This is a genomic window from Wolbachia endosymbiont (group A) of Chalcis sispes, assembly GCF_964026765.1.
GTDB classification, from domain to species: Bacteria; Pseudomonadota; Alphaproteobacteria; order Rickettsiales; family Anaplasmataceae; genus Wolbachia; species Wolbachia pipientis.
Window position 1 is genome coordinate 79,440 of the sequence record NZ_OZ034697.1, and the last position, 21,581, is coordinate 101,020.

The 21,581-nt window shown below is 36.3% G+C and carries 24 protein-coding genes and 1 tRNA gene; 17 read left to right on the top strand and 8 right to left on the bottom strand.

The window, feature by feature from the left end; translation table 11 throughout:
- Positions 1–102 precede the first annotated feature (102 nt).
- Positions 103–2,553: a type I DNA topoisomerase gene (gene topA / locus AAGD72_RS00390; protein WP_341814858.1), complete on the bottom strand. Its 2,451-nt coding sequence runs from the start codon at positions 2,551–2,553 to the stop codon at positions 103–105.
- 276 nt (positions 2,554–2,829) lie between these two features.
- Complete coding sequence (terL, locus tag AAGD72_RS00395; protein ID WP_341814859.1) at positions 2,830–4,272, bottom strand: phage terminase large subunit; 1,443 nt, start codon at positions 4,270–4,272, stop codon at positions 2,830–2,832.
- 756 nt (positions 4,273–5,028) lie between these two features.
- Here terL and AAGD72_RS00400 point away from each other — a divergent pair.
- Both AAGD72_RS00400 and AAGD72_RS00405 read left to right on the top strand, forming a co-directional pair.
- Positions 5,029–5,205, top strand: coding sequence for a hypothetical protein (locus AAGD72_RS00400; protein WP_182309489.1), 177 nt, complete (start codon positions 5,029–5,031; stop codon positions 5,203–5,205).
- Between the two features lie 417 nt (positions 5,206–5,622).
- A tRNA-Arg gene (locus tag AAGD72_RS00405) sits at positions 5,623–5,696 on the top strand.
- 8 nt (positions 5,697–5,704) lie between these two features.
- On the opposite strand, the gene AAGD72_RS00410 is transcribed toward AAGD72_RS00405, so the two are convergent.
- Positions 5,705–6,655, bottom strand: a complete 951-nt coding sequence (locus tag AAGD72_RS00410; RefSeq protein ID WP_341814860.1) for a complex I NDUFA9 subunit family protein — start codon at positions 6,653–6,655, stop codon at positions 5,705–5,707.
- 50 nt (positions 6,656–6,705) lie between these two features.
- The gene (locus AAGD72_RS00415) at positions 6,706–8,082 is read right to left on the bottom strand and encodes a UDP-N-acetylmuramoyl-tripeptide--D-alanyl-D-alanine ligase (RefSeq protein ID WP_341814861.1); all 1,377 of its coding nucleotides are present in this window, start codon (positions 8,080–8,082) and stop codon (positions 6,706–6,708) included.
- Positions 8,083–8,267: 185 nt separating this feature from the next.
- Between AAGD72_RS00415 and AAGD72_RS00420 the strand changes: the two genes are divergently transcribed.
- The 7 genes from AAGD72_RS00420 to mdh are packed head-to-tail and all read left to right on the top strand — an operon-like array spanning position 8,268 to position 12,127.
- On the top strand, positions 8,268–9,065 hold the full coding sequence (locus tag AAGD72_RS00420; RefSeq protein WP_341814862.1) for a hypothetical protein: 798 nt from the start codon (positions 8,268–8,270) through the stop codon (positions 9,063–9,065).
- Positions 9,066–9,069: 4 nt separating this feature from the next.
- Complete coding sequence (locus AAGD72_RS00425) at positions 9,070–9,345, top strand: hypothetical protein (protein ID WP_341814863.1); 276 nt, start codon at positions 9,070–9,072, stop codon at positions 9,343–9,345.
- Positions 9,346–9,348: 3 nt separating this feature from the next.
- On the top strand, positions 9,349–9,717 hold the full coding sequence (locus AAGD72_RS00430) for an HIT domain-containing protein (protein ID WP_341814864.1): 369 nt from the start codon (positions 9,349–9,351) through the stop codon (positions 9,715–9,717).
- Positions 9,718–9,735: 18 nt separating this feature from the next.
- Entirely contained in the window at positions 9,736–10,089 is a 354-nt protein-coding gene (locus tag AAGD72_RS00435) for an NADH-quinone oxidoreductase subunit A (RefSeq protein ID WP_265015749.1), read from the top strand.
- Positions 10,090–10,092: 3 nt separating this feature from the next.
- A complete protein-coding gene (locus tag AAGD72_RS00440; protein WP_096617324.1) occupies positions 10,093–10,608 on the top strand; it encodes a NuoB/complex I 20 kDa subunit family protein in 516 nt (171 codons plus the stop codon).
- Complete coding sequence (locus tag AAGD72_RS00445) at positions 10,601–11,173, top strand: NADH-quinone oxidoreductase subunit C (RefSeq protein WP_341814865.1); 573 nt, start codon at positions 10,601–10,603, stop codon at positions 11,171–11,173. The genes AAGD72_RS00440 and AAGD72_RS00445 overlap by 8 nt, the downstream gene beginning before the upstream one ends.
- Before the next feature lie 3 nt (positions 11,174–11,176).
- Positions 11,177–12,127, top strand: a complete 951-nt coding sequence (gene mdh, locus AAGD72_RS00450; protein WP_341814866.1) for a malate dehydrogenase — start codon at positions 11,177–11,179, stop codon at positions 12,125–12,127.
- Positions 12,128–12,154: 27 nt separating this feature from the next.
- On the opposite strand, the gene AAGD72_RS00455 is transcribed toward mdh, so the two are convergent.
- The 3 genes from AAGD72_RS00455 to AAGD72_RS00465 are packed head-to-tail and all read right to left on the bottom strand — an operon-like array spanning position 12,155 to position 14,017.
- Positions 12,155–12,922: a TatD family hydrolase gene (locus AAGD72_RS00455; RefSeq protein ID WP_341814867.1), complete on the bottom strand. Its 768-nt coding sequence runs from the start codon at positions 12,920–12,922 to the stop codon at positions 12,155–12,157.
- Positions 12,919–13,365, bottom strand: coding sequence for an RNA pyrophosphohydrolase (locus AAGD72_RS00460; RefSeq protein WP_007548581.1), 447 nt, complete (start codon positions 13,363–13,365; stop codon positions 12,919–12,921). The genes AAGD72_RS00455 and AAGD72_RS00460 overlap by 4 nt, the downstream gene beginning before the upstream one ends.
- Before the next feature lie 34 nt (positions 13,366–13,399).
- Complete coding sequence (locus AAGD72_RS00465; RefSeq protein ID WP_022626414.1) at positions 13,400–14,017, bottom strand: AAA family ATPase; 618 nt, start codon at positions 14,015–14,017, stop codon at positions 13,400–13,402.
- 179 nt (positions 14,018–14,196) lie between these two features.
- On the opposite strand from AAGD72_RS00465, the gene rsfS reads away from it, so the two are divergent.
- The 7 genes from rsfS to ruvB all read left to right on the top strand — a co-directional run bounded on the left by rsfS (position 14,197) and on the right by ruvB (position 19,564).
- Positions 14,197–14,514, top strand: coding sequence for a ribosome silencing factor (gene rsfS, locus AAGD72_RS00470; RefSeq protein WP_006279567.1), 318 nt, complete (start codon positions 14,197–14,199; stop codon positions 14,512–14,514).
- Positions 14,515–14,745: 231 nt separating this feature from the next.
- Complete coding sequence (gene tyrS, locus AAGD72_RS00475) at positions 14,746–15,996, top strand: tyrosine--tRNA ligase (RefSeq protein WP_007548582.1); 1,251 nt, start codon at positions 14,746–14,748, stop codon at positions 15,994–15,996.
- Positions 15,997–16,391: 395 nt separating this feature from the next.
- Positions 16,392–16,721, top strand: a complete 330-nt coding sequence (locus tag AAGD72_RS00480) for a transposase (protein WP_007548762.1) — start codon at positions 16,392–16,394, stop codon at positions 16,719–16,721.
- Complete coding sequence (locus AAGD72_RS00485; RefSeq protein WP_010082383.1) at positions 16,705–16,905, top strand: hypothetical protein; 201 nt, start codon at positions 16,705–16,707, stop codon at positions 16,903–16,905. Before AAGD72_RS00480 ends, AAGD72_RS00485 begins: the two co-directional genes overlap by 17 nt.
- A 19-nt stretch (positions 16,906–16,924) precedes the next feature.
- Positions 16,925–17,332, top strand: a complete 408-nt coding sequence (locus AAGD72_RS00490) for a transposase (RefSeq protein WP_051062209.1) — start codon at positions 16,925–16,927, stop codon at positions 17,330–17,332.
- Between the two features lie 679 nt (positions 17,333–18,011).
- Positions 18,012–18,593: a Holliday junction branch migration protein RuvA gene (ruvA, locus tag AAGD72_RS00495; protein WP_341814868.1), complete on the top strand. Its 582-nt coding sequence runs from the start codon at positions 18,012–18,014 to the stop codon at positions 18,591–18,593.
- A complete protein-coding gene (gene ruvB, locus AAGD72_RS00500) occupies positions 18,590–19,564 on the top strand; it encodes a Holliday junction branch migration DNA helicase RuvB (RefSeq protein ID WP_007548585.1) in 975 nt (324 codons plus the stop codon). Before ruvA ends, ruvB begins: the two co-directional genes overlap by 4 nt.
- Positions 19,565–19,817: 253 nt before the next feature.
- Here the strand turns inward: ruvB and AAGD72_RS00505 are convergent, their stop codons facing one another.
- The gene (locus tag AAGD72_RS00505; protein WP_341814569.1) at positions 19,818–20,774 is read right to left on the bottom strand and encodes an IS5 family transposase; all 957 of its coding nucleotides are present in this window, start codon (positions 20,772–20,774) and stop codon (positions 19,818–19,820) included.
- Between the two features lie 286 nt (positions 20,775–21,060).
- On the opposite strand from AAGD72_RS00505, the gene AAGD72_RS00510 reads away from it, so the two are divergent.
- Complete coding sequence (locus AAGD72_RS00510; RefSeq protein WP_155969260.1) at positions 21,061–21,570, top strand: DNA-3-methyladenine glycosylase; 510 nt, start codon at positions 21,061–21,063, stop codon at positions 21,568–21,570.
- The last annotated feature ends 11 nt before the right edge of the window (positions 21,571–21,581 follow it).

Consider the following 21,581-nt stretch of genomic DNA (forward strand, 5'->3'; position numbering starts at 1 on the left):
CCAGACACTGGCATCCAGGTTCTTTTTTTCTAGATTCCAGCGTCACACGCTGGAATGACAAAAAAGCTGATTTTTAACGTAGATAATGGTTATGCAAGAAGTCTATTTCTTACCCTTAATCAATTCTAAAGCCTTCTTCAAATCTATGCTTTCAATATCTGCACTCTTGCCCAAAGCAACGTTTGTTTTACCGCATTTTATATAGAATCCGTACCTACCGTTGCAGATGAAAACTTCTTTTCCCTTTTCATTAACCCCGAGAGATTTTAACTCTTTGCGTGGACTGTTTGCAATAATTTGTACAGCTTCGCTCAATTCTGTATTCAGCACCTCTTTGGAGCTTTTCTTAAGAGAAAAGTATCTACCATCATAGAAAATATAGTATCCAAATCGTCCAAGGCCTATTTTTACTTCCTTTCCGGTTTCAGGGTGTTCTCCGATTACTTTTGGCAAGGAAAGTAACTGAGTAGCGGTATTCAGATCAATATCATTAACATTTATATCTTTTGGTATGGAAACCGTTTTTTTCTTTTTTAACTCGTTATTAAACTCCAGATAAAGTCCAAAAGGACCCTTTTTGATCATCACTTCTTGGTTTGTTATATCATCTACACCTAAACTTTTTGGATATTCTGAATTGTCGTTACTACCTGTAATTTCTTTTGTATGGTTGCATTCAGGATAGTTAGAACATCCAAGGAACACCCCGGCTTTTCCAAAGTTCAATTTCAATATGCCATCAGAGCAAGCAGGGCATTTTGTATTCACCTCTTTTTTTCCTTCTTCTGAACAAAACCAATCGATTACCAAATCGTGAATGCCGCTGAAAACTTCATCATGCGTCATTTGCTTGACAGAGTTTACATGACCAAAAAATGGCACCCAAAAGTGGCCTAATTCTTTTTTCCAATCTGCATGTCCATTTGAAATTAAATCAAGCTTTTCTTCCATTTGTGCTGTGAAATCATACTCTACACAACGCTGAAAAAAAGTTTCTAAAAATATAGTAACGATTTTACCACGACTGCTTGGAATAAACCTTTTGCTATCCAATGAAACGTACTCACGATCTTGTAATACCGAAATAATTGTTGCATAAGTTGATGGTCGACCTATACCGATTTCTTCCATTTTTTTTACGATACTTGCTTCACTATAACGAGGTGGCGGTTGAGTGAAATGCTGTTTTGGCTCAACTGAAATCAGCTTGCATGCTTCCCCTTCCTTCATGGCAGGTAGCAGGCCTTCATTTTCGGCTTCCATGTTATCTTGGTAGACTCTATAAAAACCATCAAAGAATATACTCGACCCACTTGCTCGCAGAACTACTTTCTGGTCAGTAGAACTAATTTCAACTACCACTTGATCAAGAATCGCCGACTCCATTTGACTTGCAATGGTCCTTTTCCAGATTAAATCATACAATTTAAATTGCTCTGGCGTTAAGTAATCCTTAATACTACCCGGCGTTCTATTGATATCAGTTGGACGAATTGCTTCATGTGCTTCTTGAGCATTTTTGACCTTTTTTACATATTTACGAGGAGACTGCGGTAAATATTTATCACCATATAATGACTTAATTGACCCTCTAATTGAGTTTATAGCCTCATCTGCAATATGAAACCCATCTGTACGCATGTAAGTTATCAACCCTACAGTTTCACCACCAATATCGATACCTTCATATAAATTTTGCGCTATGCGCATAACACTTTTCACATTAAAATACAGTTTATTCACTGCATCTTGCTGAAGACTTGAAGTAATAAACGGAGGAAGCGGGTTTCTCTTAACTTGCTTGCGTTCTACTGTGCTTACAGCATATTGCCTTGATTCAATCTCCCTGACTAAGTTCTTTGCTTCTTCTTCATTCTTAATATCAAATTTTTCTAGCTTTTTATTGTCATAGTGGCTTAGCATAGCAAAAAAAGCCTCATCTTTGCTATTTTGCATTTCTGCCTTTATACTCCAATACTCCTGTGTTATAAATTTACTAATTTCATCTTCTCGTTCGCATATAATCTTTAATGCAACAGACTGCACTCGCCCTGCAGACTTGCTTCCCGACAATTTTGTCCACAGCAGTGGTGACAAACTAAATCCAACTAGATAATCCAAAGCTCTACGTGCTTGTTGTGCACGCACTAAATCCATATTTATTTCACGTGGATTTTTTATAGCCTCTTGTACTGCTCTTTTTGTTATCTCATTAAAGACTACTCTATAAATGTTGTTTTCATTACTGATTGCTTTCTTTTCTTTTAATGTCTCTATCACATGCCAAGCCATTGCTTCCCCTTCTCTGTCTGGGTCTGTTGCAAGATATATATCTGATGCTTTACTTGCTGCTTTTACTAGCTCTTTTATATACTTTTCTGCTTTTTCAATGGTTTCATACTTTATAGCAAAATCATTATCCGGATCGACAGAACCGTTTTTTGCTGGAAGATCTCTCACATGTCCAAAGGATGCAGCTACTTTGAACTCTTTACTCAAATATTTACCTATTGTCTTTGCTTTCGCAGGTGATTCAACTATTAATAATGCCATATTGTTAATTATTTTAGTACTTAAAGATAATATGTTGAGAAATATACAATGAAAAGTAAAAAAATATTTTAATGGTTCTTGTGAATTTTACGAACCGGGTTGTGGGACCTTTTCAGAAAACCCTTGGACGTTGCTATTTTTAAGTGACTTTGAAGGCTCATTACAATAGTATATGATCGCAGCAGCAACGAGAAGCTAGATTCCAGTGTCAGCTACTTGCATGACAAAAAAAGGAGAGCTGGGATGACATCCTCCCTTGTGGAAATTGCTCTCAAATCACAATGCCCGTACAGCCGTAACCCTAGAGGTACTGTTTCTCACCCACTGCAAATATTGCACGGTACTGTCCACTTGGTCGTCGTGGCGCGTTTCTGGAAACATTAAAATTTCATACTCAAAATCATTTAGCCATACTGCTTGATGCGGCAAAATAATCCTGCCAGACTCTATCATCGGAGCAATCCGGTGGAATTGAGTGAGCTTACCATCATGTGGTACTATTTCGATAATTGGTAAATCACTGTTTGTCTTTAGCTCTTGCACCAATTGCTGACCACTTGTTTTTGCTTCGATTAAAATTGCGTGCGGTGTCCATCTTGCAGCTAGTGACAGAACTTGCTCTTTAAGCTTTGGATACTCAAGCTTTGCGCGATATACATCGAGTAAATAGAATTTATTGCCCACTTTTGTCCAGGTGGTGCAGACGCTAAAGTTGCTCATGCTGCTTGTTGAAACTGCAGTGTCCCAGCTCTGAGTGACATATGAGAGACTATCAGAAAAATTTCTATAGCGCTTCAGCCACTCTCGTTTAATTATACCACTTGAAAGTGGCAGAGGGTTCTGTTGATATTGTGCAGCAAAAGCGTAACTCCCAAGTTCGACTTTTATCATCTTAACTTCTTTTTTTCCTCCATAGAGGGGATATAATAGCTGGCCTTCTTCTCTTGAGTATAACATCTTTGCAGGTCTAGCACGCGATGCTGTTTTATTACTGGTTGTAGTTACTTGGATGACAGAAACAGGATGCGCTGGCTTTTTGATTGAATAGATAATCTTCTTATTTTCAGAAATCATCGGTAAGCAAATATGATGCCATATATTTTTTGGCTTGGAGAGAAGGTGTCCGGTTAAGTCCTCCTGGTGTAGCCTGTGCATTACAAGAACGATGACTCCTTTTTTTCTATCGTTCAGCCTGGTTACTAAAGTCTGATCAAACCAGTTTGTGGCACGCTTTCTAAGCGTTTCACTCAAAGCTTGAGCAGAACTGAGCGGATCGTCCACAATGATAAAATCACCACCTTCACCAGTTAGTGTTCCTCCAACTGATGTTGCGATTCTGTATCCTCTCTGCACTGTTTGAAATTTGTATTTGGTATTCTGATCTTTGGATAGTTCTACCTCTGGAAATAGCTCTCTATACCAACTAGACTGCATCACGCACCTGGTGTCGAGCGAGTGCTTTTCGCTGAGCAGCCGAGAGTAACTTGCAACTATTATCCTCGCGGTTGGCTGATTTCCCAGTATCCATGCGGGCCACGCAACACTAGCGCACAGGGACTTCATTGAACGCGGAGGCATATTGAATATTATTCGCCTCACTTCACCAACGCTCACTGCTTCTAGCCTGTCTGCTATGACTTTTACATACTGATAATCGTTATACTCACACCCCGGCACTACCGTTTGAAAGCATAACTCAATGAATTTTAGAAAGTTCATGATATAATGTTGAAACCAACGCGTGACGCTGGGATGACAAAAAAAGGAGCACTGAAGGCTATAGGTTGTAAGCGAGACGTCATGCCGCTGCAAAATAATTAACCGTCATACCGCGATTCATTCGCGGTATCTCTAGATCCCGCTAACAAGCAGCGGGATGACGAATTACTTAACCATCATTACACCGTCATACCGCGATTCATTCGCGGTATCTCTTAACATAGATCCCGCTAACACGTAGCGGGATGACGAGGTCATGCCACCGCGCGAACCGTCATACCGTCACGGTATCTCTAGATCCCGCTAACAAGTAGCGGGATGACGAGCTTATCGTCACGCCGCCGCGAACCGTCATACCGCCGCGGTATCTCTAGATCCCGCTAACAAGCAGCGGGATGACGAGCTTATCGTCACGCCGCCGCGAACCGTCATACCGCCGCGGTATCTCTAGATCCCGCTAACAAGCAGCGGGATGACGAATTACTTAACCATCATCTACACCGTCATACCGCCGCGGTATCTCTAGATCCCGCTAACAAGTAGCGGGATGACGAGCTTATCGTCACGCCGCCGCGAACCGTCATACCGCCGCGGTATCTCTAGATCCCGCTAACAAGCAGCGGGATGACGAATTACTTAACCATCATCTACACCGTCATACCGCGATTCATTCGCGGTATCTCAAAGCATAGATCCCGCTAACACGTAGCGGGATGACGGTTGTTGTTTAGCTATAAATATTAAGAAATTTACCAAATGAAAAAAAAGGCAAAAGAAACCCTGGGGTTATTATCCGCTTTAAAATATTGGCGTTTTTTATGTTTTAAACGCTTGACAAGCGAGATTCAGCCGCTTTTAATTGCAACTAACCTACGCTGCAAATGTTTAAGAAATTTACTAAGCAGAAAAAAAGACAAAGAATCCCCGAGTTAGCTAGTCTTTTACTATCTCTGTCGAGTATTGGCATTTTTTGATGTCTTGTAACGCTTTGTAAGCGCGTTCAGCTTATTTAGATAAAAATCTAGATGTAGATGAAGTTTTGTAAAGACATACAGTATCTATATACTGCAAAAAATTGAACATAAGACGCCGATACATTAAGTAATCCTTACCTTTTAATCTGCAGATTGGCGAAAGCAAATACAATAGCTTCAGTTTCATGATAAGGGCGCTGGTGGAGTTTGTCAAGCAGCTTTCTATATAATATTTTCTAAAATAAATAGACTTCTCGCATCCAATTTCGGTAGCGCGCGACACACAACTGCAATGACAAGGTTTTGTAAGATAAACATCATATTCACACGAAGTACTTGACTTCACTTGTACTAAGAAGCATTTTATATATGTTGTGTGCCCGTAGCTCAGCTGGATAGAGCAACAGCCTTCTAAGCTGTGGGTCGTAGGTTCGAATCCCACCGGGCACACTCTTCTATCAATACTTTCTATAAATCTTCAAGTACTCTGGCACCACATTTTCAATTGCTAATGGTCGAACCTTCATTGTTTCAAGGTCAACTGACTTTTCGATTGAACTATTCATCATAACTTTCACCTGATCTTGAGTAAGCACAGGGTTCGTATCTCCGGTTATTGGTTTTAGCAGCATAGAAATAATTTTATTTTCTAAAAAGAAAGCTATTAACTTTGCCATTGGAAAAGATACATTGATCAACAAACACTTTCTGTTAGTAACATTCAGAATAAACTTCAATAAGCTTTTGAAAGAGTAAACCTTTGGTCCACCCATGTTATAAATTTTCTTGTCTTGCTTATTAAAACTGATAATACGATATACCACTTCAGCTAAGTCTGTTACACATATTGGCTGAAATTTAGTTGTTCCATTGCCAATTAGTGGTAAGAAAGGAAGAATAGTTGCTAATCTTGCAAATTTATTAAAGAAGTTGTCTTCTTTACCAAATACAAGGCTTGGCCTAATTATTATTGCTTTTTGAAATGCTGAAGTTACAGCTTTTTCACCTTCCAATTTACTTTTGGCATATTTTGACAACTTGCTATTTTCTATTCCCATAGCAGAAAAATGTATCATCATAGGTACATTTTTCATTTTTGCAGCTTTTGCTATCCTTTCAGCTATTTTAACGTGAACAGCGTAAAAATCGTGCTTTTTTGCTTCATATAATATTCCCACTAAGTTTATAGCTACATCACATTCTTCCATACCCTCCAGAACTGATTTTTCATCAAAAAAATCGCCTTTAAATATTGATATTTGTCCTAAATTGCCACACAATTTTAAACAAGCAGCTTTTTCCTGATTACGAGTGAATATCTTTATTAAATATCCTTCTGCTGCCAAGCGTCTTACGATGTGTTTCCCTATAAACCCCGTTCCACCAAAAATAATTACACGTTTTGTCACAATTAAAGTTCCTAATAATTTGTTACTGTAAATTAATACAATGATTTCGCTTAATATTTTATTACGAATTCCCGTACAATAAGATCCATTTTCATTCCTCGTGAGCCTTTAACTAGAATTGCGTCATTATTCTGAATAATGTTAGCTAAATCACTTTTCAATTGATTAGAATCATTAAAATGCGTGCCTCTTATATTATCTGGCAAAAGCTCATGCAATTCTAACATAAATTTACCAACTGTATAAACTTTATCTATATTATTTTCTGTGATAATCTTAACCAAATCTGTATGAAACTCTATGCTTTCATCACCAAGTTCCAACATATCACCAAGCAAAGCTACTTTTCTCTGATTAGAATATGTACTCAAAGTTTTTATCGCAGTTTTCATCGAAGCAGGGCTGGCGTTATAGGAGTCATCAATTAAATGTATATATTTTCTATTGTATTTGACCTTATGAATATTGCCTCTACCTTTCGCTACACTAAAATTCTTAAGTGCAAGTGGTAATTTTGATAAATCAAGTCCGAGGCTTTGCACAACTGCTGCAACAGCAAGTAGCGAATAAGCAAAATGCTCACCTTGTACACGTAAATTACAGTTTATAGTTTGATTATTATTTAGTCTTATTTTTAAATTTAGCCCGTCATCATTTCTTATTATGTCTAATAAGCAAACTTCAGCATTTTTATCTTTACCGAAGCTTATTACATTTCTATTGGCGTGTGATGAGAGATAATCATAATATTTATTATCTCTGCTTAAAACCAAAGTACCGTTATTTTTCATACCATACAGAATTTCTAACTTCGCTTGTGCAACGTCAAATAGTGATGAAAAATTTTCAGTATGTGCAGGTTCGATGTTGGTAATAACTGCAATATTCGGATTACTAATCTTTGATAATTCTTTTATTTCACCAACTTTATTCATTCCCATTTCAGGGATTAAGTACTGGCAGTTTTTTGGAGCTTTTAGAATTGTCAAAGGCAATCCTATATTATTATTTAAGTTACCTTCGTTTGCATGGGACACTCCATATTGCGATAAAACAGTGTGCAGCATATCCTTTGTAGTGGTTTTCCCGACACTGCCTGTAACTGCAATAACTTTAGCATCAATAAGAACATTTCTAATGTAGTATGATGCCATATCGTGCAAAGCTTTCAGGGTATCTTGTACAATCATGAGAGGGAAACTTTTATATTTACCCTCACTCACTATTGCAGCGACAGCCCCTTTTAAAAACGCTTCATGCAAAAAATTATGGCTATCAAAATTCTTTCCCTTGAGGGCAATAAATAAATCACCTTTTTTTATGCTTCTTGTGTCCGTTGAAATATTTGAGCTATGTATCCAATTACAACCATTTACGTCTCTTCCGCCAGTTGCATCAATGATATTATTTGTGCTCCATTTAAACATAATTTAGAGAGTATTCTTTATAATAAATTGAACAATAAAAGTAGCGAAAATACTACATGTTTTAGACAATGTACAAATAATGGTTGCAATCCCTATAATTCTATCTTATAATGGATATAGAAGTTTAAATTTTTTCGTCTATAATTAAAATGTATTTAGTTGTAGAAAGTACCTTGGAGGTATGTATGTTCACAGGAAAAAATGAAAAATCTACTTCTATACTAGCTAAAGTTGGTAATGCAGCTTCGGGAGTAGGAAGTTTTCTGAGTAGAGGTGTAAAAGTCCTAGTCAAGGGTGCAGTATACCCTATATGGCCAAAGAATTGGTTTAAGTCCTGGGATGAAATGCGGCACGACATAAAAAATGGCGGGCGTTCTATTATTGGCAACCCACTTGAAGAATATGATCCACCCATAAAAACCACACAAGCTAGTAAAGATCTTGGTGTAGAAATAACAGAGCAAAAGAAAGGGACAGGAAAGGTAGCTTTTTTAGTGTCAAGGACTCTGACGGAAGATATACCTTATTTGAACGATGAACAATTGGGTAAAATAAAAGTAGGTTTACCGAATGTAACTATTTTCAGAGAAGAAAACAAAATTGTAATTGAAATTAACGTTGAGGAAATAGCTAACACTATTAAAACTAATCCTGATAATAAAGGCAAGAGCGAGAAAGAAATAAAAGAGCTTGTTCTTAAAGGAATTGCTGATAAAGTTAAAGGTGACCTCAAGAAGTTTGCAGAAATCACTGGTGGAGAATTTAAAGTTCACACAGACTTAAAATTGCTGTATGGTATTGCAGAAAAATTGTATAAGGTTGTGGAGTCTAATCAGCCTTCAGAAACTTTGGCTTTATCTGCTAGTAAGGCATTGGAAGCTGCTGAAACATTTGTAGATAGTAGTAGAGGAGAGTTATTAAAGGAAACTGCATGGCAGAATAAAGTTGAGCAGGGTTCTGAAAATATAAGGAATAGGAGATAAAGTTATGAGTTATAAGGGGAGTATTATGAATGAAGTTAAAATAGAGGAAAGACATCATAGTTTAACTGTTCCTGGGGATATGTATTACTTACAACCAGGAGTTACTGCTGGAAAAAGGGTAAGTGGAATAGAAACCTCTTTGAAAGAACAGCAGAACATGGTAAAAGCAAGGGAACTTGTAAGCTCTTTAAATCTTGAAAATGCTTCTGGTGAAACGATAAAACCACTATCTACACCTAATGTAGAGAAAAACGAAGGAAGAGGGAAAGGTCGCTCTTAAAATATGAGCAATGAAGTTTATGATAGCAATAACATCTTTGCTCAAATATTAAGAGATGAGTTACCTTGTGAGAAGGTACATGAAAATGAAAATGTACTAGCTTTTCGCGATAAGTACCCTGATGCACCAGTTCACATTTTAGCTATACCCAAAAATCAATATGTTTCATACGATGATTTTATTCTAAAAGCTTCTGAAGAGGAAATAGCAAATTTCTTCAAAACTGTAAGAGAGATAGCACATAAATATAATCTAGAAAAAACAGGGTATAGGTTAGTCACTAACTACGGTGAAAATGGAGAGCAGGTTGTACCACATTTTCACGTGCATATTTTAGGTGGTAAAAAGTTAGGAAAGCATGTAAATTCATAGTGTTATATGTTTTGTTAAATGAGCGAATATTTAACCATAGTAATCTTTATCTGCGTATCAATTGTAGTATCTTTTGTTTTAGGTATATTGCCTATGTTTCTTGCAGTGAGTAAGCCAGATGGTGAAAAACTTTCCACATATGAGTGTGGCTTTAATCCACTATCCAGTGCAAGAAAAAATTTTGACATTAAATTTTACTTAGTTTCAATATTATTTATAATATTTGACTTAGAAATTGCTTTTCTTTTTCCTTGGGCTGTTTCTTTATCTAAGATAAGCTATGGTGGATTTTGGTCTATGATGGTATTTCTTGCAATACTCACTATAGGCTTTATCTATGAGTGGTGTAAAGGTGCATTAGAGTGGGAGTAGTTTATGACAAATCAAATTCTATCTAATGATGATTGGGGTCGTTATAAAAAAGAAGGGTTTCTTGTCACTAAATTTGGTGATTTAACAGATTATGTAATGAATTGGGCAAGATCTGGCTCATTGTGGCCAATGACATTTGGTCTTGCATGTTGCGCAGTTGAGATGATGCATACCGCATCTAGCCGTTATGATCTTGATAGATATGGTATAATGTTCCGTGCAAGCCCACGTCAATCAGATGTGATGATTGTTGCTGGCACACTAACTAATAAAATGGCAGCAGCATTGCGCAAGGTTTATGATCAAATGGCAGACCCGAAGTATGTTATTTCTATGGGAAGTTGTGCAAATGGTGGTGGTTATTACCATTACTCTTATTCAGTAGTCCGAGGCTGTGATAGAATTGTGCCGGTTGACGTGTATGTCCCTGGATGTCCACCAACCGCTGAGGCGTTGCTATATGGAATGCTATGCCTACAAAACAAAATAAAACGAACTCAAAATATAAAGCATGGATAAAACTGGAAAATATATACAAAAAAAGCTTAAATGCGAGTGTATTCAGAGAGATGATGGTACTATTATAATATATTCAGCTTTAGATGATATTGCAAATCACTTACTCTTTCTACGCGATGATGAAAAATGCAGACTTGAACTATTAGTTGATATTTTTGGGGTTGACTATCCAAATAGAGAGAAGCGTTTCGAGCTAATATACAATCTGCTCAGCATTGTGCATAATATTAGAGTACACATAAAGCTTCAGTTATGTGAAAGCGACATGCCTCCAAGTGTAGCGAAGATATTTAGTACGGCTTTGTGGTTTGAGCGTGAAGTGTTTGATATGTATGGAATAGAGTTTTCTGATCACCCTGATTTGCGTAGGATTCTAACAGACTATGGATTCAAAGGTCATCCAATGTTAAAAGATTTCCCTCTCACTGGTTATGAGGAAGTAAGATATGATATAGAGACAAAAAAGGTTGTGTATAATCCTATAGATTTACCGCAAGATTTTCGTATGTTTGATAGCTTATCGCCTTGGGAAGGTAAAACCATAAAAGTAAATACAAAGGAGTAGAAAATGACAGTACAAAGAAAAAAAATATCTTTAATCGGTGCAGGAAATATCGGTGGAACTCTCACCCATATGATTGCACTAAGGGAACTCGGTGATGTTGTTTTACTTGATATTAGTGATGGAATACCACAAGGTAAAGCACTCGACATAGCAGAATCATCCCCTATTGATGGATTTAATGTCAATATTACTGGCACAAATAGGTATGAAGATATAAAAAACTCCGATGCAATTATAATAACCGCTGGCATCGCTAGAAAACCTGGAATGAGCAGGGATGACCTCCTGCAAACCAATGCTAAAGTAATGAAGGAGGTTGGCGAAAATATTAAAAAATATTCTCCAAACGCGTTTGTAATAGTGGTTACCAACCCTTTGGATGCCATGGTTTCAGTGGTGCATAAATTTTCAAACCTTCCAACTAATATGATTGTTGGCATGGCAGGAGTGCTTGATTCTTCCCGTTTTCGTTACTTTTTTGCAAGTGAGTTAAATATCTCAGTTGAAGATATATCTGCTTTTGTGCTTGGAGGACATGGCGACACTATGGTACCACTAATCAATTGTGCTTCAGTTGCTGGAGTTCCACTTACTCAAATTATCGATATGGGTCTTATCACACAGAAAAAAGTCGATGAAATAGTTGAACGCACTCGCAATGGCGGTAAAGAAATAGTTGATCTGCTTAAGTCTGGATCTGCATACTACGCTCCTGCATCTTCAGCTATATGCATGTTAGAATCATATTTAAAAGATAAGAGGCGCATATTACCATGTGCTGCTTACCTTAATGGTGAATATGGTGTAGAAGAGTTGTTTATTGGTGTTCCTGTAATTATTGGAAAAAACGGAATTGAAAAGATCCTAGAAGTTAAAATGAATGATAGTGAACAAGAAATGTTTAATAAGTCTGTAAACTCGGTGAGAGAGCTGGTGAAATCTTTAGGTTCATAAGCAAATTAATGGTTTTATAGAGCTTCTTTATAGCTCAAACAGCCTAAAAAAGTTGCTTGTGGTTACCTTCGCTACTTGTTCTGGTGACTCATTCCACAACTCTGCCAAACAATCAACAACGTATTTCACCATTGCTGGTTCATTCTTTTTTCCCCTATAAGGCTCAGGTGATAGATATGGTGCATCAGTTTCGACTAAAACACGCTCGCGTGGTACATTTTGTGCAATTTCTCTGAGTAAGCTCGCATTTTTAAAAGTAATAATTCCAGAAAATGAAATATATAACCCCAAATCTATAGATTGATAAGCAAGTTCTTTAGAGGAAGCAAAGCAGTGCATTACTCCACTAAAAGCACCGGCTTTCATTTCTGCCCTTAACATATCGATCATCTCATTATCAGCGCTTCTTGTGTGAATAACTAAAGGTAGTCCAGTTATTCTTGACGCTTCTATATGTAATGCAAAACTTTTTTTCTGATTGTCTTTGTTGTCAGATTTATAAAAATCTAACCCGGTTTCACCGATACTAATTACCTTTTGGTTCTTGGTAAATTCAACTAATTCATCAACATGTATACACTCACCGTTTTCTATAGCAGCATCAAGCGGATGTATACCAACAGAGGAGTAGACCTGATCATAGGATGAAGAAATTTTTAATAACTTAGGAACATCGTCAATGCTTACGCATATGTTATGCAAAACCTTTACACCATTTTGCTCTGCCCTTGAAATTACTTTTGGTATTTCATCGTCAGAAAAATAAATCAAGTGGCAATGAGAATCTACTATCATGAGCTTATTGTTGAGGCTTTTATTATAGAAGAAAACTCTTCTATCACTGTTTTATAAACTTCTTTTTTAAATGATATAGCACTGGCTACTAAACTATCTATACCTTGCCAACGCCACTCTTTGAACTCTGGATGACCAGTATAATTAATATCAATGTCCTCATCCTCTCCGCAAAACTTCATTAAGAACCACCTTTGCTTTTGACCAGAATATTTTCCATTCCAGCATATTGGTATAACTTCTTCAGGCAAGTTGTAGTATATCCAATCTTTGCTTTTAGTTATAACCTTTACTTTATTAGTACCAACCTCCTCTAGCAACTCACGTAACGCTGCTTGTTCCAGTTCCTCACCATCATCAACACCTCCTTGTGGCATCTGCCAGTAAGAATCGCTATCAAAGCGTTTTCCAATAAAGGCATGTCCTTGTCTGTTAAATAGCATTATGCCAACACAAGGACGGTACTTATCTTTCTGCTCAACCACGAGTACGCTCTGTTTTTAAATGATTTGTTACAGAAGTTTTAATTAATTTTCCATTTTTTTCTTTCTTCATCTCTTCAACAATTTTCTTTGCAACTTCCTTTGCACTCAAGTTCGAGTTATCAATTTCAAGCGAACCCTCAGGTATAAATAGCCTTTTCCCTTCAATTTTCTTTATAGCAAAATCCGGATCAGTAATTTTATTTTCCTGATATCTCTCTTCTGATTGGACACGTCTTACTAGTTTTTCATTATTACAATGTAATACTACAGAAAAAATTTCCATGTCCATTTTTTTACTTAAATTTACCACTGAGTTATATAATCTTTGGTCATAGGGATCACCCTCTATCAATTCATTTGTAAATATATAATGTTTTGATTTTACGTAGTGTTTTTCCAGTATTGCTAATACATTTTCCCTAACTGCAAAAATTTTTTCCCATAGGTCATCTGGAACTTCAGCGTTTTGTAATTTAACAATATCAAATATAATATTATTGAATAGATTATTGCTTACTATTACTGCACCAATGATTTTACACAGTTCCTTTGCAGTAGTAAACTTACCACTGCCTGGAAAGCCGATTAAGTAGATGAGAGTCTTGCCCATAATGAATACTAGTAAAAAGCTATTTTCAATTATATAAAAAGTATATACATTGTACATGCTAAAAACATGATGATAAAATAGATGCAGGTAATACCTTTAACAAGTAGTTGCGTTGAAAATAGTTCATATTTAGAAATTTTGAGTATATAATTATAAATGAATCATATAACCTGTAAACAATGCTTAGCGATATGGAATCGATAAGAAGTACAATTGAAGAGATAATAGATCAAAATAAAGGTCATGATATAGTAACTTTTGATGTGCAGAATAAAACCGTTATTGCAAAATATATGATTATTGCATCTGGTGATTCAAGCCGTCACGTTAAAGCTTTAGCTGAGCACGTAATAAAAAGCCTCAAGCCACATGATAAAATAGATGTAGAAGGTATGGATGAAGGCAATTGGGTGGTTTTGAATTTTCAAGGCATAATGGTTCACATATTCAGGCCGGAAGTAAGGGAGTATTATAAAATAGAAGAGTTATGGAACTGATTGCCTGGATAGCTGGTGCACAACTGCACAAACGTTGTAATTTTGAAGGCAACTCCTGCACAGGTAGTGGTGTCATGAAAGTAGCTGACACTGGAATCCAGTTTTTCATGCAATTTCATCGAAAACGTTGCATAGTGTGCTTGTTTATAATTAAGTTCCAGTGTCTGGGCACTGGCTTCTCTATTAGGGTTACCTTCGGCATTAATGACAGGATAGACTGGGGTTTATAAAATGAAACACGCATCTGAATTTTTAAATTTCATCCAAGAAAGAGGGTACCTATACCAATGCACAAACATTGAAGGACTAGATCAATTATTATTGCAGAGCAATTATATAGTTGCATACATTGGGTTTGATTGCACAGCACCAAGTCTTCATGCTGGTCACCTAATTCAGATTATGATGCTCTGTCACCTACAAAAATTTGGTTATAAGCCGATAGTCTTACTTGGAGGTGGCACAACAAAAATTGGTGACCCATCCTTCAAAGATAAAGCAAGAAGCATCTTGCCTGTAGAGAACATCAATCAAAATACATCCAGTATAAGGAGAATATTAGAGAAAATGGTGTCTTTTAATGACAGCAAGACTGGTGCAATGATAGTAAATAACGCAGATTGGTTGGATAACATAAAATACATAGATTTTTTGCGTGATATAGGAGCTTATTTTTCTGTAAATCGTATGCTAAGTTTTGATAGTGTGAAAACCAGGCTGGATAGAGAGCAAACCTTAAGCTTTCTGGAATTTAATTACATGCTATTGCAAGCTTACGACTTTATTGAATTAAACAAAAAATATGATTGTCGTCTGCAGATTGGAGGGTCAGACCAGTGGGGAAATATAGTAAACGGAATTGAACTTGGAAAAAAGTTGAATTTACCTGAGCTATTTGGCCTTACCATGCCTCTTTTATTAAATGCACAAGGAAAAAAAATGGGCAAAACTGAAAGTGGAGCAGTGTGGCTTGATGATAATATGCTAAAGCCTTACGACTACTGGCAATATTTTCGCAACGTTGATGATCAAGATGTTGGACGTTTTTTAAGATTGCTCACTGATGTGCCAATTGATGAGATTAGAAAATTAGAGTCTTTAAAGGATCAAGAAATAAATGAAGCAAAAAAGGTCTTGGCAACAGAAGTGACAAAAATATGTCATGGTGACAAAGAAGCGGAACTTGCACAATTTGCTGCAATTTCTGCTTTTGAGAATGAAGATAGCTCACTACTTCCTGATTACATCATAAAAAAAGAACAAGTTGCAAGCGGCATATCCTTAGTAGACCTACTACATGACACCGGTTTTGAACCTTCAAAAGGCGCTGCAAAGCGTTTAATACAGGGCAACGGATGCAAGATTAATGATAATGTTGTAAACAATATTGATCATGTAATAAATTTCGAAAGCTTTAAAGATCAGCCATTTATAAAATTATCTGCAGGAAAGAAACGCCATATAAAAGTTGTGGTAGATTAGGTCTCGAAGTAAGAAAACAAATTTTATACAAGTGAGAGATTAGATATGGAGCAAATTTTCAAAATTCGAGAATTATGTATAAAACAACTGGAAAGATAGTAGAAAGCGAAATTCTATTATATATAGCTAGAGTGGCTTAGGTTTACCTACAATTTGAAAAACAACAAATTCGTCATTCCGCTACTCATTAGCGGAATCTATACCGCGAATGAATCCATAACTGTACGGACATTGCAATTTGGGCCTACCAGGAGGGCAATGCCTCTTATCCAAGTACCCTCTTCTTGTCATCCCAGTGCTTGACACTGGGATGGCTTTGTTGCATAGCAGCAGAAAAATTAGTGATTACTGACAAAATTCATTATAAATAGCGATTTAACTGTTGAAGAAAAAATATGCCACAAAAAATGAGGGTCAGTAACCATAGCGAATATAACAAATTTCTAGAAAAAAGAGGAAATATTTTTCATTATATCAACGAAGCCATAGAAAAGTGGTACGAGAATGGTCCAAAAATACCAGGTGGCAACAATATTTATAGCGATAAAGTTGTAATTTTGGTGCACATAATAACTTGTTTATTTAGAATAGGCCTGAGGCAAACAGTTGGGTTTATAGCAGGATACCTTGAGCAAATTGGGAAAAATTTGCAAGTTATCAGCTATTCACAATCATCAAGAAGGTTTAAGAAACTCAATATTAAGATCAATGATTGCAGAAAATAATATGGAAGATATCGAAATTGCTATAGACAGTACAGGAATTAGTATATACAACAACACTCCTGGTCATAGCAAAGAAAATAGCGAAGATAGAAAGTATCGCAGCTATGAACAGACAAGAAAATTGCATGTAATGTTGAATACAAACAGCAAAAAAGCCATAGCTGTAAAATACAGTAACGGCTGATCACTATGGAGCTTGTGATTTGCTAAAAGAAGTCGATTTTCAGTATGTCATAAAAGTACTATATGCAGATAGGGCATATGACAGAGAAAAGCTCTATAAGCTGTGTAATCAATATGGTATAAAAACGAAAATTCCTCCGAAAAACAACGCAGCAGAGCATCCAAAGTTAGACTATATGGCTGAGAGAAATTCTGCAGTCAAGCTCATAAAGTCATATGATGAAGATGGTATAAAGAAGTGGAAAAAAGAGATGAGTTATGGAAAAAGATCTTATATAGAAGGTTTTTTCTCGCGATTAAAAAAGACATTTGGATTTAGTTTTAGGAACAAATCTGAAATGAATCGTGAGAGGGAACTGCTACTCAAATGTTATTTGCTTAACAAATTTACTGAAATAGGCATGGCTAAATTTGAGATAGCTTCATAAATTTATTGTGCGTTACCTACTATCCGAAGAGCGATGCAACAAAGCCATCCCAGTGTCAAGCACTGGGATGACAGCAGTCCTACGTCATACCGCCGCGGTATCTCAGCCGCTAACAAGTAGCGGGATGACGGTTGTCGTTTAGCCATAAACATTAAGAAATTTACCAAATGGAAAAAAAAGGCAAAAGAAGCCCCGTGGTTGGCTAATTACTTACATTATACTTTCAAGTATGGCGTTTTTTTATTCTAAATGCTTAATAACCGCGATTCAGTTGCTTTTAAACCGCAACTAATCTAAATTAGAAACATTAAGAAATTTACTAAACAGAAAAAAAGGCAAAAGAAACCCTAGGGTAGCTAGTTATTCACTATCCATTTTTTAAGTTGGCGTTTTTTTATGTTTTAAACGCTTTATAAGCGCGTTTCAGCTTATGTAGGTAGAAATTTTATAAGACATAAGGTGCACATAGTGCAAAAAATTAAACATGATACGCCAGATACGTGAGTTTTTTTGTCATTTAATCTGTACAGAGAAGATAAATAAATAGCTTCAGTGTTTATGATAAGGGGGCTGGCGGAGTTTGTCAAGTGGTTTTTTAGCCACGTTTCCCTGTTATAATGTTCGTTTGCTTGACCTAAGATCCGGGAGTATTTAAACTGAACTCTATATAGTGTTAAAAATGATAGGAAATCTAAGCGGAATAGTTGATGAAGTGCGCAGTGATCACATAATCCTGAATGTGAATGATGTTGGCTATATGGTGTATCTTTCAGCCAAAACTTTAAGTGCTTGTGCAATTGGAAGTAGAATCAAATTACTTATCGAAACCTATGCAAATAACAGAGAAAATGTCGCTCAGCTATATGGTTTTATAAGCGAAGAAGAACAGCAGTGCTTGAGGTTGCTTGTCAAAGTAAGCGGCGTTAGCTATAAAACTGCAATGTCAATTTTGGGCAAATTAACTCCAGAACAGCTATTTTTGGCAATTATGAATGAAGATAAAGTAGCACTCAAGATGAGCGGACTTGGCCTGAAACTCATAAATCGAATCATCACTGAATTGAGTGGCAAAGTAAGTAAACTAGAAATAAATAACAATAATTTTCATCCAATTAATGAAGATGCCCTTTCAGCATTGATCAATCTTGGATATGAAAAAATGAAAGCTTATGATACGATAAAGAAAATACAAGACGAATCGTCAAATCTGGACACTAAGGATATTATTCGCATAGCGCTTAAGGAGCTCTTAACATTATGAAATCAATATCGTGCGGTAAAGAATATACTGAAGATGTGCGCAATATTAACATCAGGCCTGAGCAACTTGATGATTTTGTCGGGCAAAAAGACTTAATACAAAATTTAAAAGTGTTTATAAACGCTGCACAGACGAGAACTGAAGCTTTAGATCACGTTTTATTATATGGTCCTCCAGGGCTTGGCAAAACAACTTTAGCACAAATTGTTTCTAAAGAATTAAGAGTTAGCTTTCGCGCAACTTCTGGTCCTTTACTTAGTAAAGCTGGAGATTTGGCCGCAGTGCTTACCACTTTAAATGCAAAAGATGTTCTATTTATCGACGAAATTCATAGATTAAATCGCAGCATTGAAGAAGTTTTATATACTGCTATGGAAGATTTCTGCCTGGACATATTAGTAGGTGAAGGCCCATCTACTCGCACTTTAAGGATAGATCTACCACCATTTACGCTAATTGGAGCAACAACACGGCTTGGATTACTTTCTGCGCCACTCAGAGATCGTTTTGGCATTCCTTTGCATCTTGAGTTTTATTCCTTTGAGGAGCTGGTTAATATTATAAAAAGAGGTGCAAGAGTTCTTTCTGCTGAAATTGAAGAGGATGCAGCACGGGAAATTGCCTGCCGTGCGCGCGGCACTCCAAGAATTGCTTTGAGGTTACTCAGAAGAATAAGGGATTTTGTTGAAGTGAAAGATGATAAAAAAATTACTTATGAAGTCGCTGATTCTGTATTACTAAAATTGGGTGTAGATAAAATGGGACTCAATAAACTTGATATGAATTATCTAAGATTTTTATTCAACACTTCAGGCCCTGTTGGAATTGACACCATATCTATTGCGCTATCCGAAGATGTTGGCAATATTGAAGAAACAGTAGAACCTTATTTAATCAAAATTAGTTTTGTAAAGCGCACACCAAGAGGGCGCGTTTTAACTGACCAAGCAAAGGAGTATTTGAGCCTTTAATATTAGAGAGCTTTTCTACCATAATTCAATTATATATTGATTGGCATAATATCATATACTGGCATTTTTGCGTATGAAGGCATATATGTTAAATAGCACTGAAACTGTAGTTCAAATTAAAACTTCTCCATTTCGTACTCGCTAGTTATGCTATTCTAACTAATGAAGCTACGGTTTGTGGTAATAGGAAAAAACTGGATTCCAGCGGGCTTTGTTGCATCGCTCTTCGGATAGTAGGTAACGCACAATAAATTTATGAAGCTATCTCAAATTTAGCCATACCAATATCAGTGAACTTATTGAGCAAATAGCATTTAACAAGTAGTTCCTTCTCACGATTAATCTCAGATTTGCTCCTAAAACTAAACCCAAATATTCGCTTCAACCTTGAGAAAAATCCTTCAATATACGATCTTTTTCCGTAATTTACTTCTTCTTTCCATCTTTTTATACCATTCTCACCATGTAATTTCATTAACTGAATAGCGGCATTTCTATCAAGCATATAATCCAATTTTGGATGCTCTGCTGCGTTGTTTTTCGGAGGAATTTTCGTTTTTATACCATATTGATTACACAGCTTATAGAGCTTTTCTCTATCATATGCCCTATCTGCATATAGTACTTTTATGACATACTGAAAATCGACTTCTTTTAGCAAATCACAAGCTCCATAGTGATCAGAGTAGACACCATTACTGTATTTTACAGCTATGGCTTTTTTGCTGTTTGTATTCAACATTACATGCAATTTTCTTGTCTGTTCATAGCTGCGATACTTTCTATCTTCGCTATTTTCCTTGCTATGACCAGGAGTGTTGTTGTATATACTAATTCCTGTACTGTCTATAGCAATTTCGATATCTTCCATATTATTTTTATCAATTCTGCAATCATTGATCTTAATATTAAGTTTCTTAAACCTTCTTGATGATTGTGAATAGCTGATAACTTGCAAATTTTTCCCAATTTGCTCAAGGTATCCTGCTATAAACCCAACTGTTTGCCTCAGGCCTATTCTAAATAAACAAGTTATTATGTGCACCAAAATTACAACTTTATCGCTATAAATATTGTTGCCACCTGGTATTTTTGGACCATTCTCGTACCACTTTTCTATGGCTTCGTTGATATAATGAAAAATATTTCCTCTTTTTTCTAGAAATTTGTTATATTCGCTATGGTTACTGACCCTCATTTTTTGTGGCATATTTTTTCTTTCAAGGTTAAATGGCTATTTTATAATGAATTTTGTCAGTAGCCACCAGATTTTTTCAGTTGCTATGCAACAAAGCCATTCCAGCGTCACGCGCTACCCTATGGGTGCTGCTCGCGTATATTCTTTCTTTCACCATCTCAATGTTTCTTTCTTATTATGCCAGTACCATTTTCTTGTCATTCAAGTAGCTCCCCTTCTTGTCATCCCAGTGCTTGACACTGGGATCCAGAAATTCTTAAACTGAACTCTATATAGAACCTCAGAACAAAAATAAAAAATGGGTAGCACAATACTGCCAAGAAATTTCTACGAGCGGCCGACCTTAACTGTAGCTGGAGAGTTATTGGGAAAAGTCCTCAAATTTTCTAACTTTAGTGGAATAATAACCGAAGTTGAAGCCTATATAGGAATGAATGACCCAGCTTGTCACGCGGCAAGAGGCTATACTAACCGAACCTCAGTAATGTTTGGTATGCCGGGGTTTTCATACGTGTATTTTATATATGGAATGTATTACTGTTTAAATATTGTAACAGAAACAGAAGGGTTCCCAGCAGCAGTGTTAATACGGGGATTAAAGCTTATTGAACCACTTGAAGCAAATTTAGGTGGACCAGGAATATTGTGCAAAAGATTAAATATTACAAAAGAACATAACAAACAGGACCTTACTATAAGCCACGAATTTTGTGTTTATGAATCTCACCTCAAACCAGATTATATTTGCACTCCGAGAATCGGAATTAGTAAAGGCCAAGAGAAATTTTGGCGGTTTAAGATTTTCTAAACTTAAGATCT

What these genes read in the sequence shown, in the direction of transcription:
- topA (WP_341814858.1), bottom strand. Translation starts at nt 2,553, where the DNA reads ATGGCATTATTAATAGTTGAATCACCTGCGAAAGCAAAGACAATAGGT.
- terL (WP_341814859.1), bottom strand. Translation starts at nt 4,272, where the DNA reads ATGAACTTTCTAAAATTCATTGAGTTATGCTTTCAAACGGTAGTGCCG.
- AAGD72_RS00400 (WP_182309489.1), top strand. Translation starts at nt 5,029, where the DNA reads ATGAAAAAAAAGGCAAAAGAAACCCTGGGGTTATTATCCGCTTTAAAA.
- AAGD72_RS00415 (WP_341814861.1), bottom strand. Translation starts at nt 8,082, where the DNA reads ATGTTTAAATGGAGCACAAATAATATCATTGATGCAACTGGCGGAAGA.
- AAGD72_RS00420 (WP_341814862.1), top strand. Translation starts at nt 8,268, where the DNA reads ATGTTCACAGGAAAAAATGAAAAATCTACTTCTATACTAGCTAAAGTT.
- AAGD72_RS00425 (WP_341814863.1), top strand. Translation starts at nt 9,070, where the DNA reads ATGAGTTATAAGGGGAGTATTATGAATGAAGTTAAAATAGAGGAAAGA.
- AAGD72_RS00430 (WP_341814864.1), top strand. Translation starts at nt 9,349, where the DNA reads ATGAGCAATGAAGTTTATGATAGCAATAACATCTTTGCTCAAATATTA.
- AAGD72_RS00435 (WP_265015749.1), top strand. Translation starts at nt 9,736, where the DNA reads ATGAGCGAATATTTAACCATAGTAATCTTTATCTGCGTATCAATTGTA.
- AAGD72_RS00440 (WP_096617324.1), top strand. Translation starts at nt 10,093, where the DNA reads ATGACAAATCAAATTCTATCTAATGATGATTGGGGTCGTTATAAAAAA.
- AAGD72_RS00445 (WP_341814865.1), top strand. Translation starts at nt 10,601, where the DNA reads ATGGATAAAACTGGAAAATATATACAAAAAAAGCTTAAATGCGAGTGT.
- mdh (WP_341814866.1), top strand. Translation starts at nt 11,177, where the DNA reads ATGACAGTACAAAGAAAAAAAATATCTTTAATCGGTGCAGGAAATATC.
- AAGD72_RS00455 (WP_341814867.1), bottom strand. Translation starts at nt 12,922, where the DNA reads ATGATAGTAGATTCTCATTGCCACTTGATTTATTTTTCTGACGATGAA.
- AAGD72_RS00460 (WP_007548581.1), bottom strand. Translation starts at nt 13,365, where the DNA reads ATGCTATTTAACAGACAAGGACATGCCTTTATTGGAAAACGCTTTGAT.
- AAGD72_RS00465 (WP_022626414.1), bottom strand. Translation starts at nt 14,017, where the DNA reads ATGGGCAAGACTCTCATCTACTTAATCGGCTTTCCAGGCAGTGGTAAG.
- rsfS (WP_006279567.1), top strand. Translation starts at nt 14,197, where the DNA reads ATGCTTAGCGATATGGAATCGATAAGAAGTACAATTGAAGAGATAATA.
- tyrS (WP_007548582.1), top strand. Translation starts at nt 14,746, where the DNA reads ATGAAACACGCATCTGAATTTTTAAATTTCATCCAAGAAAGAGGGTAC.
- AAGD72_RS00480 (WP_007548762.1), top strand. Translation starts at nt 16,392, where the DNA reads ATGCCACAAAAAATGAGGGTCAGTAACCATAGCGAATATAACAAATTT.
- AAGD72_RS00485 (WP_010082383.1), top strand. Translation starts at nt 16,705, where the DNA reads ATGATTGCAGAAAATAATATGGAAGATATCGAAATTGCTATAGACAGT.
- ruvA (WP_341814868.1), top strand. Translation starts at nt 18,012, where the DNA reads ATGATAGGAAATCTAAGCGGAATAGTTGATGAAGTGCGCAGTGATCAC.
- ruvB (WP_007548585.1), top strand. Translation starts at nt 18,590, where the DNA reads ATGAAATCAATATCGTGCGGTAAAGAATATACTGAAGATGTGCGCAAT.
- AAGD72_RS00505 (WP_341814569.1), bottom strand. Translation starts at nt 20,774, where the DNA reads ATGCCACAAAAAATGAGGGTCAGTAACCATAGCGAATATAACAAATTT.
- AAGD72_RS00510 (WP_155969260.1), top strand. Translation starts at nt 21,061, where the DNA reads ATGGGTAGCACAATACTGCCAAGAAATTTCTACGAGCGGCCGACCTTA.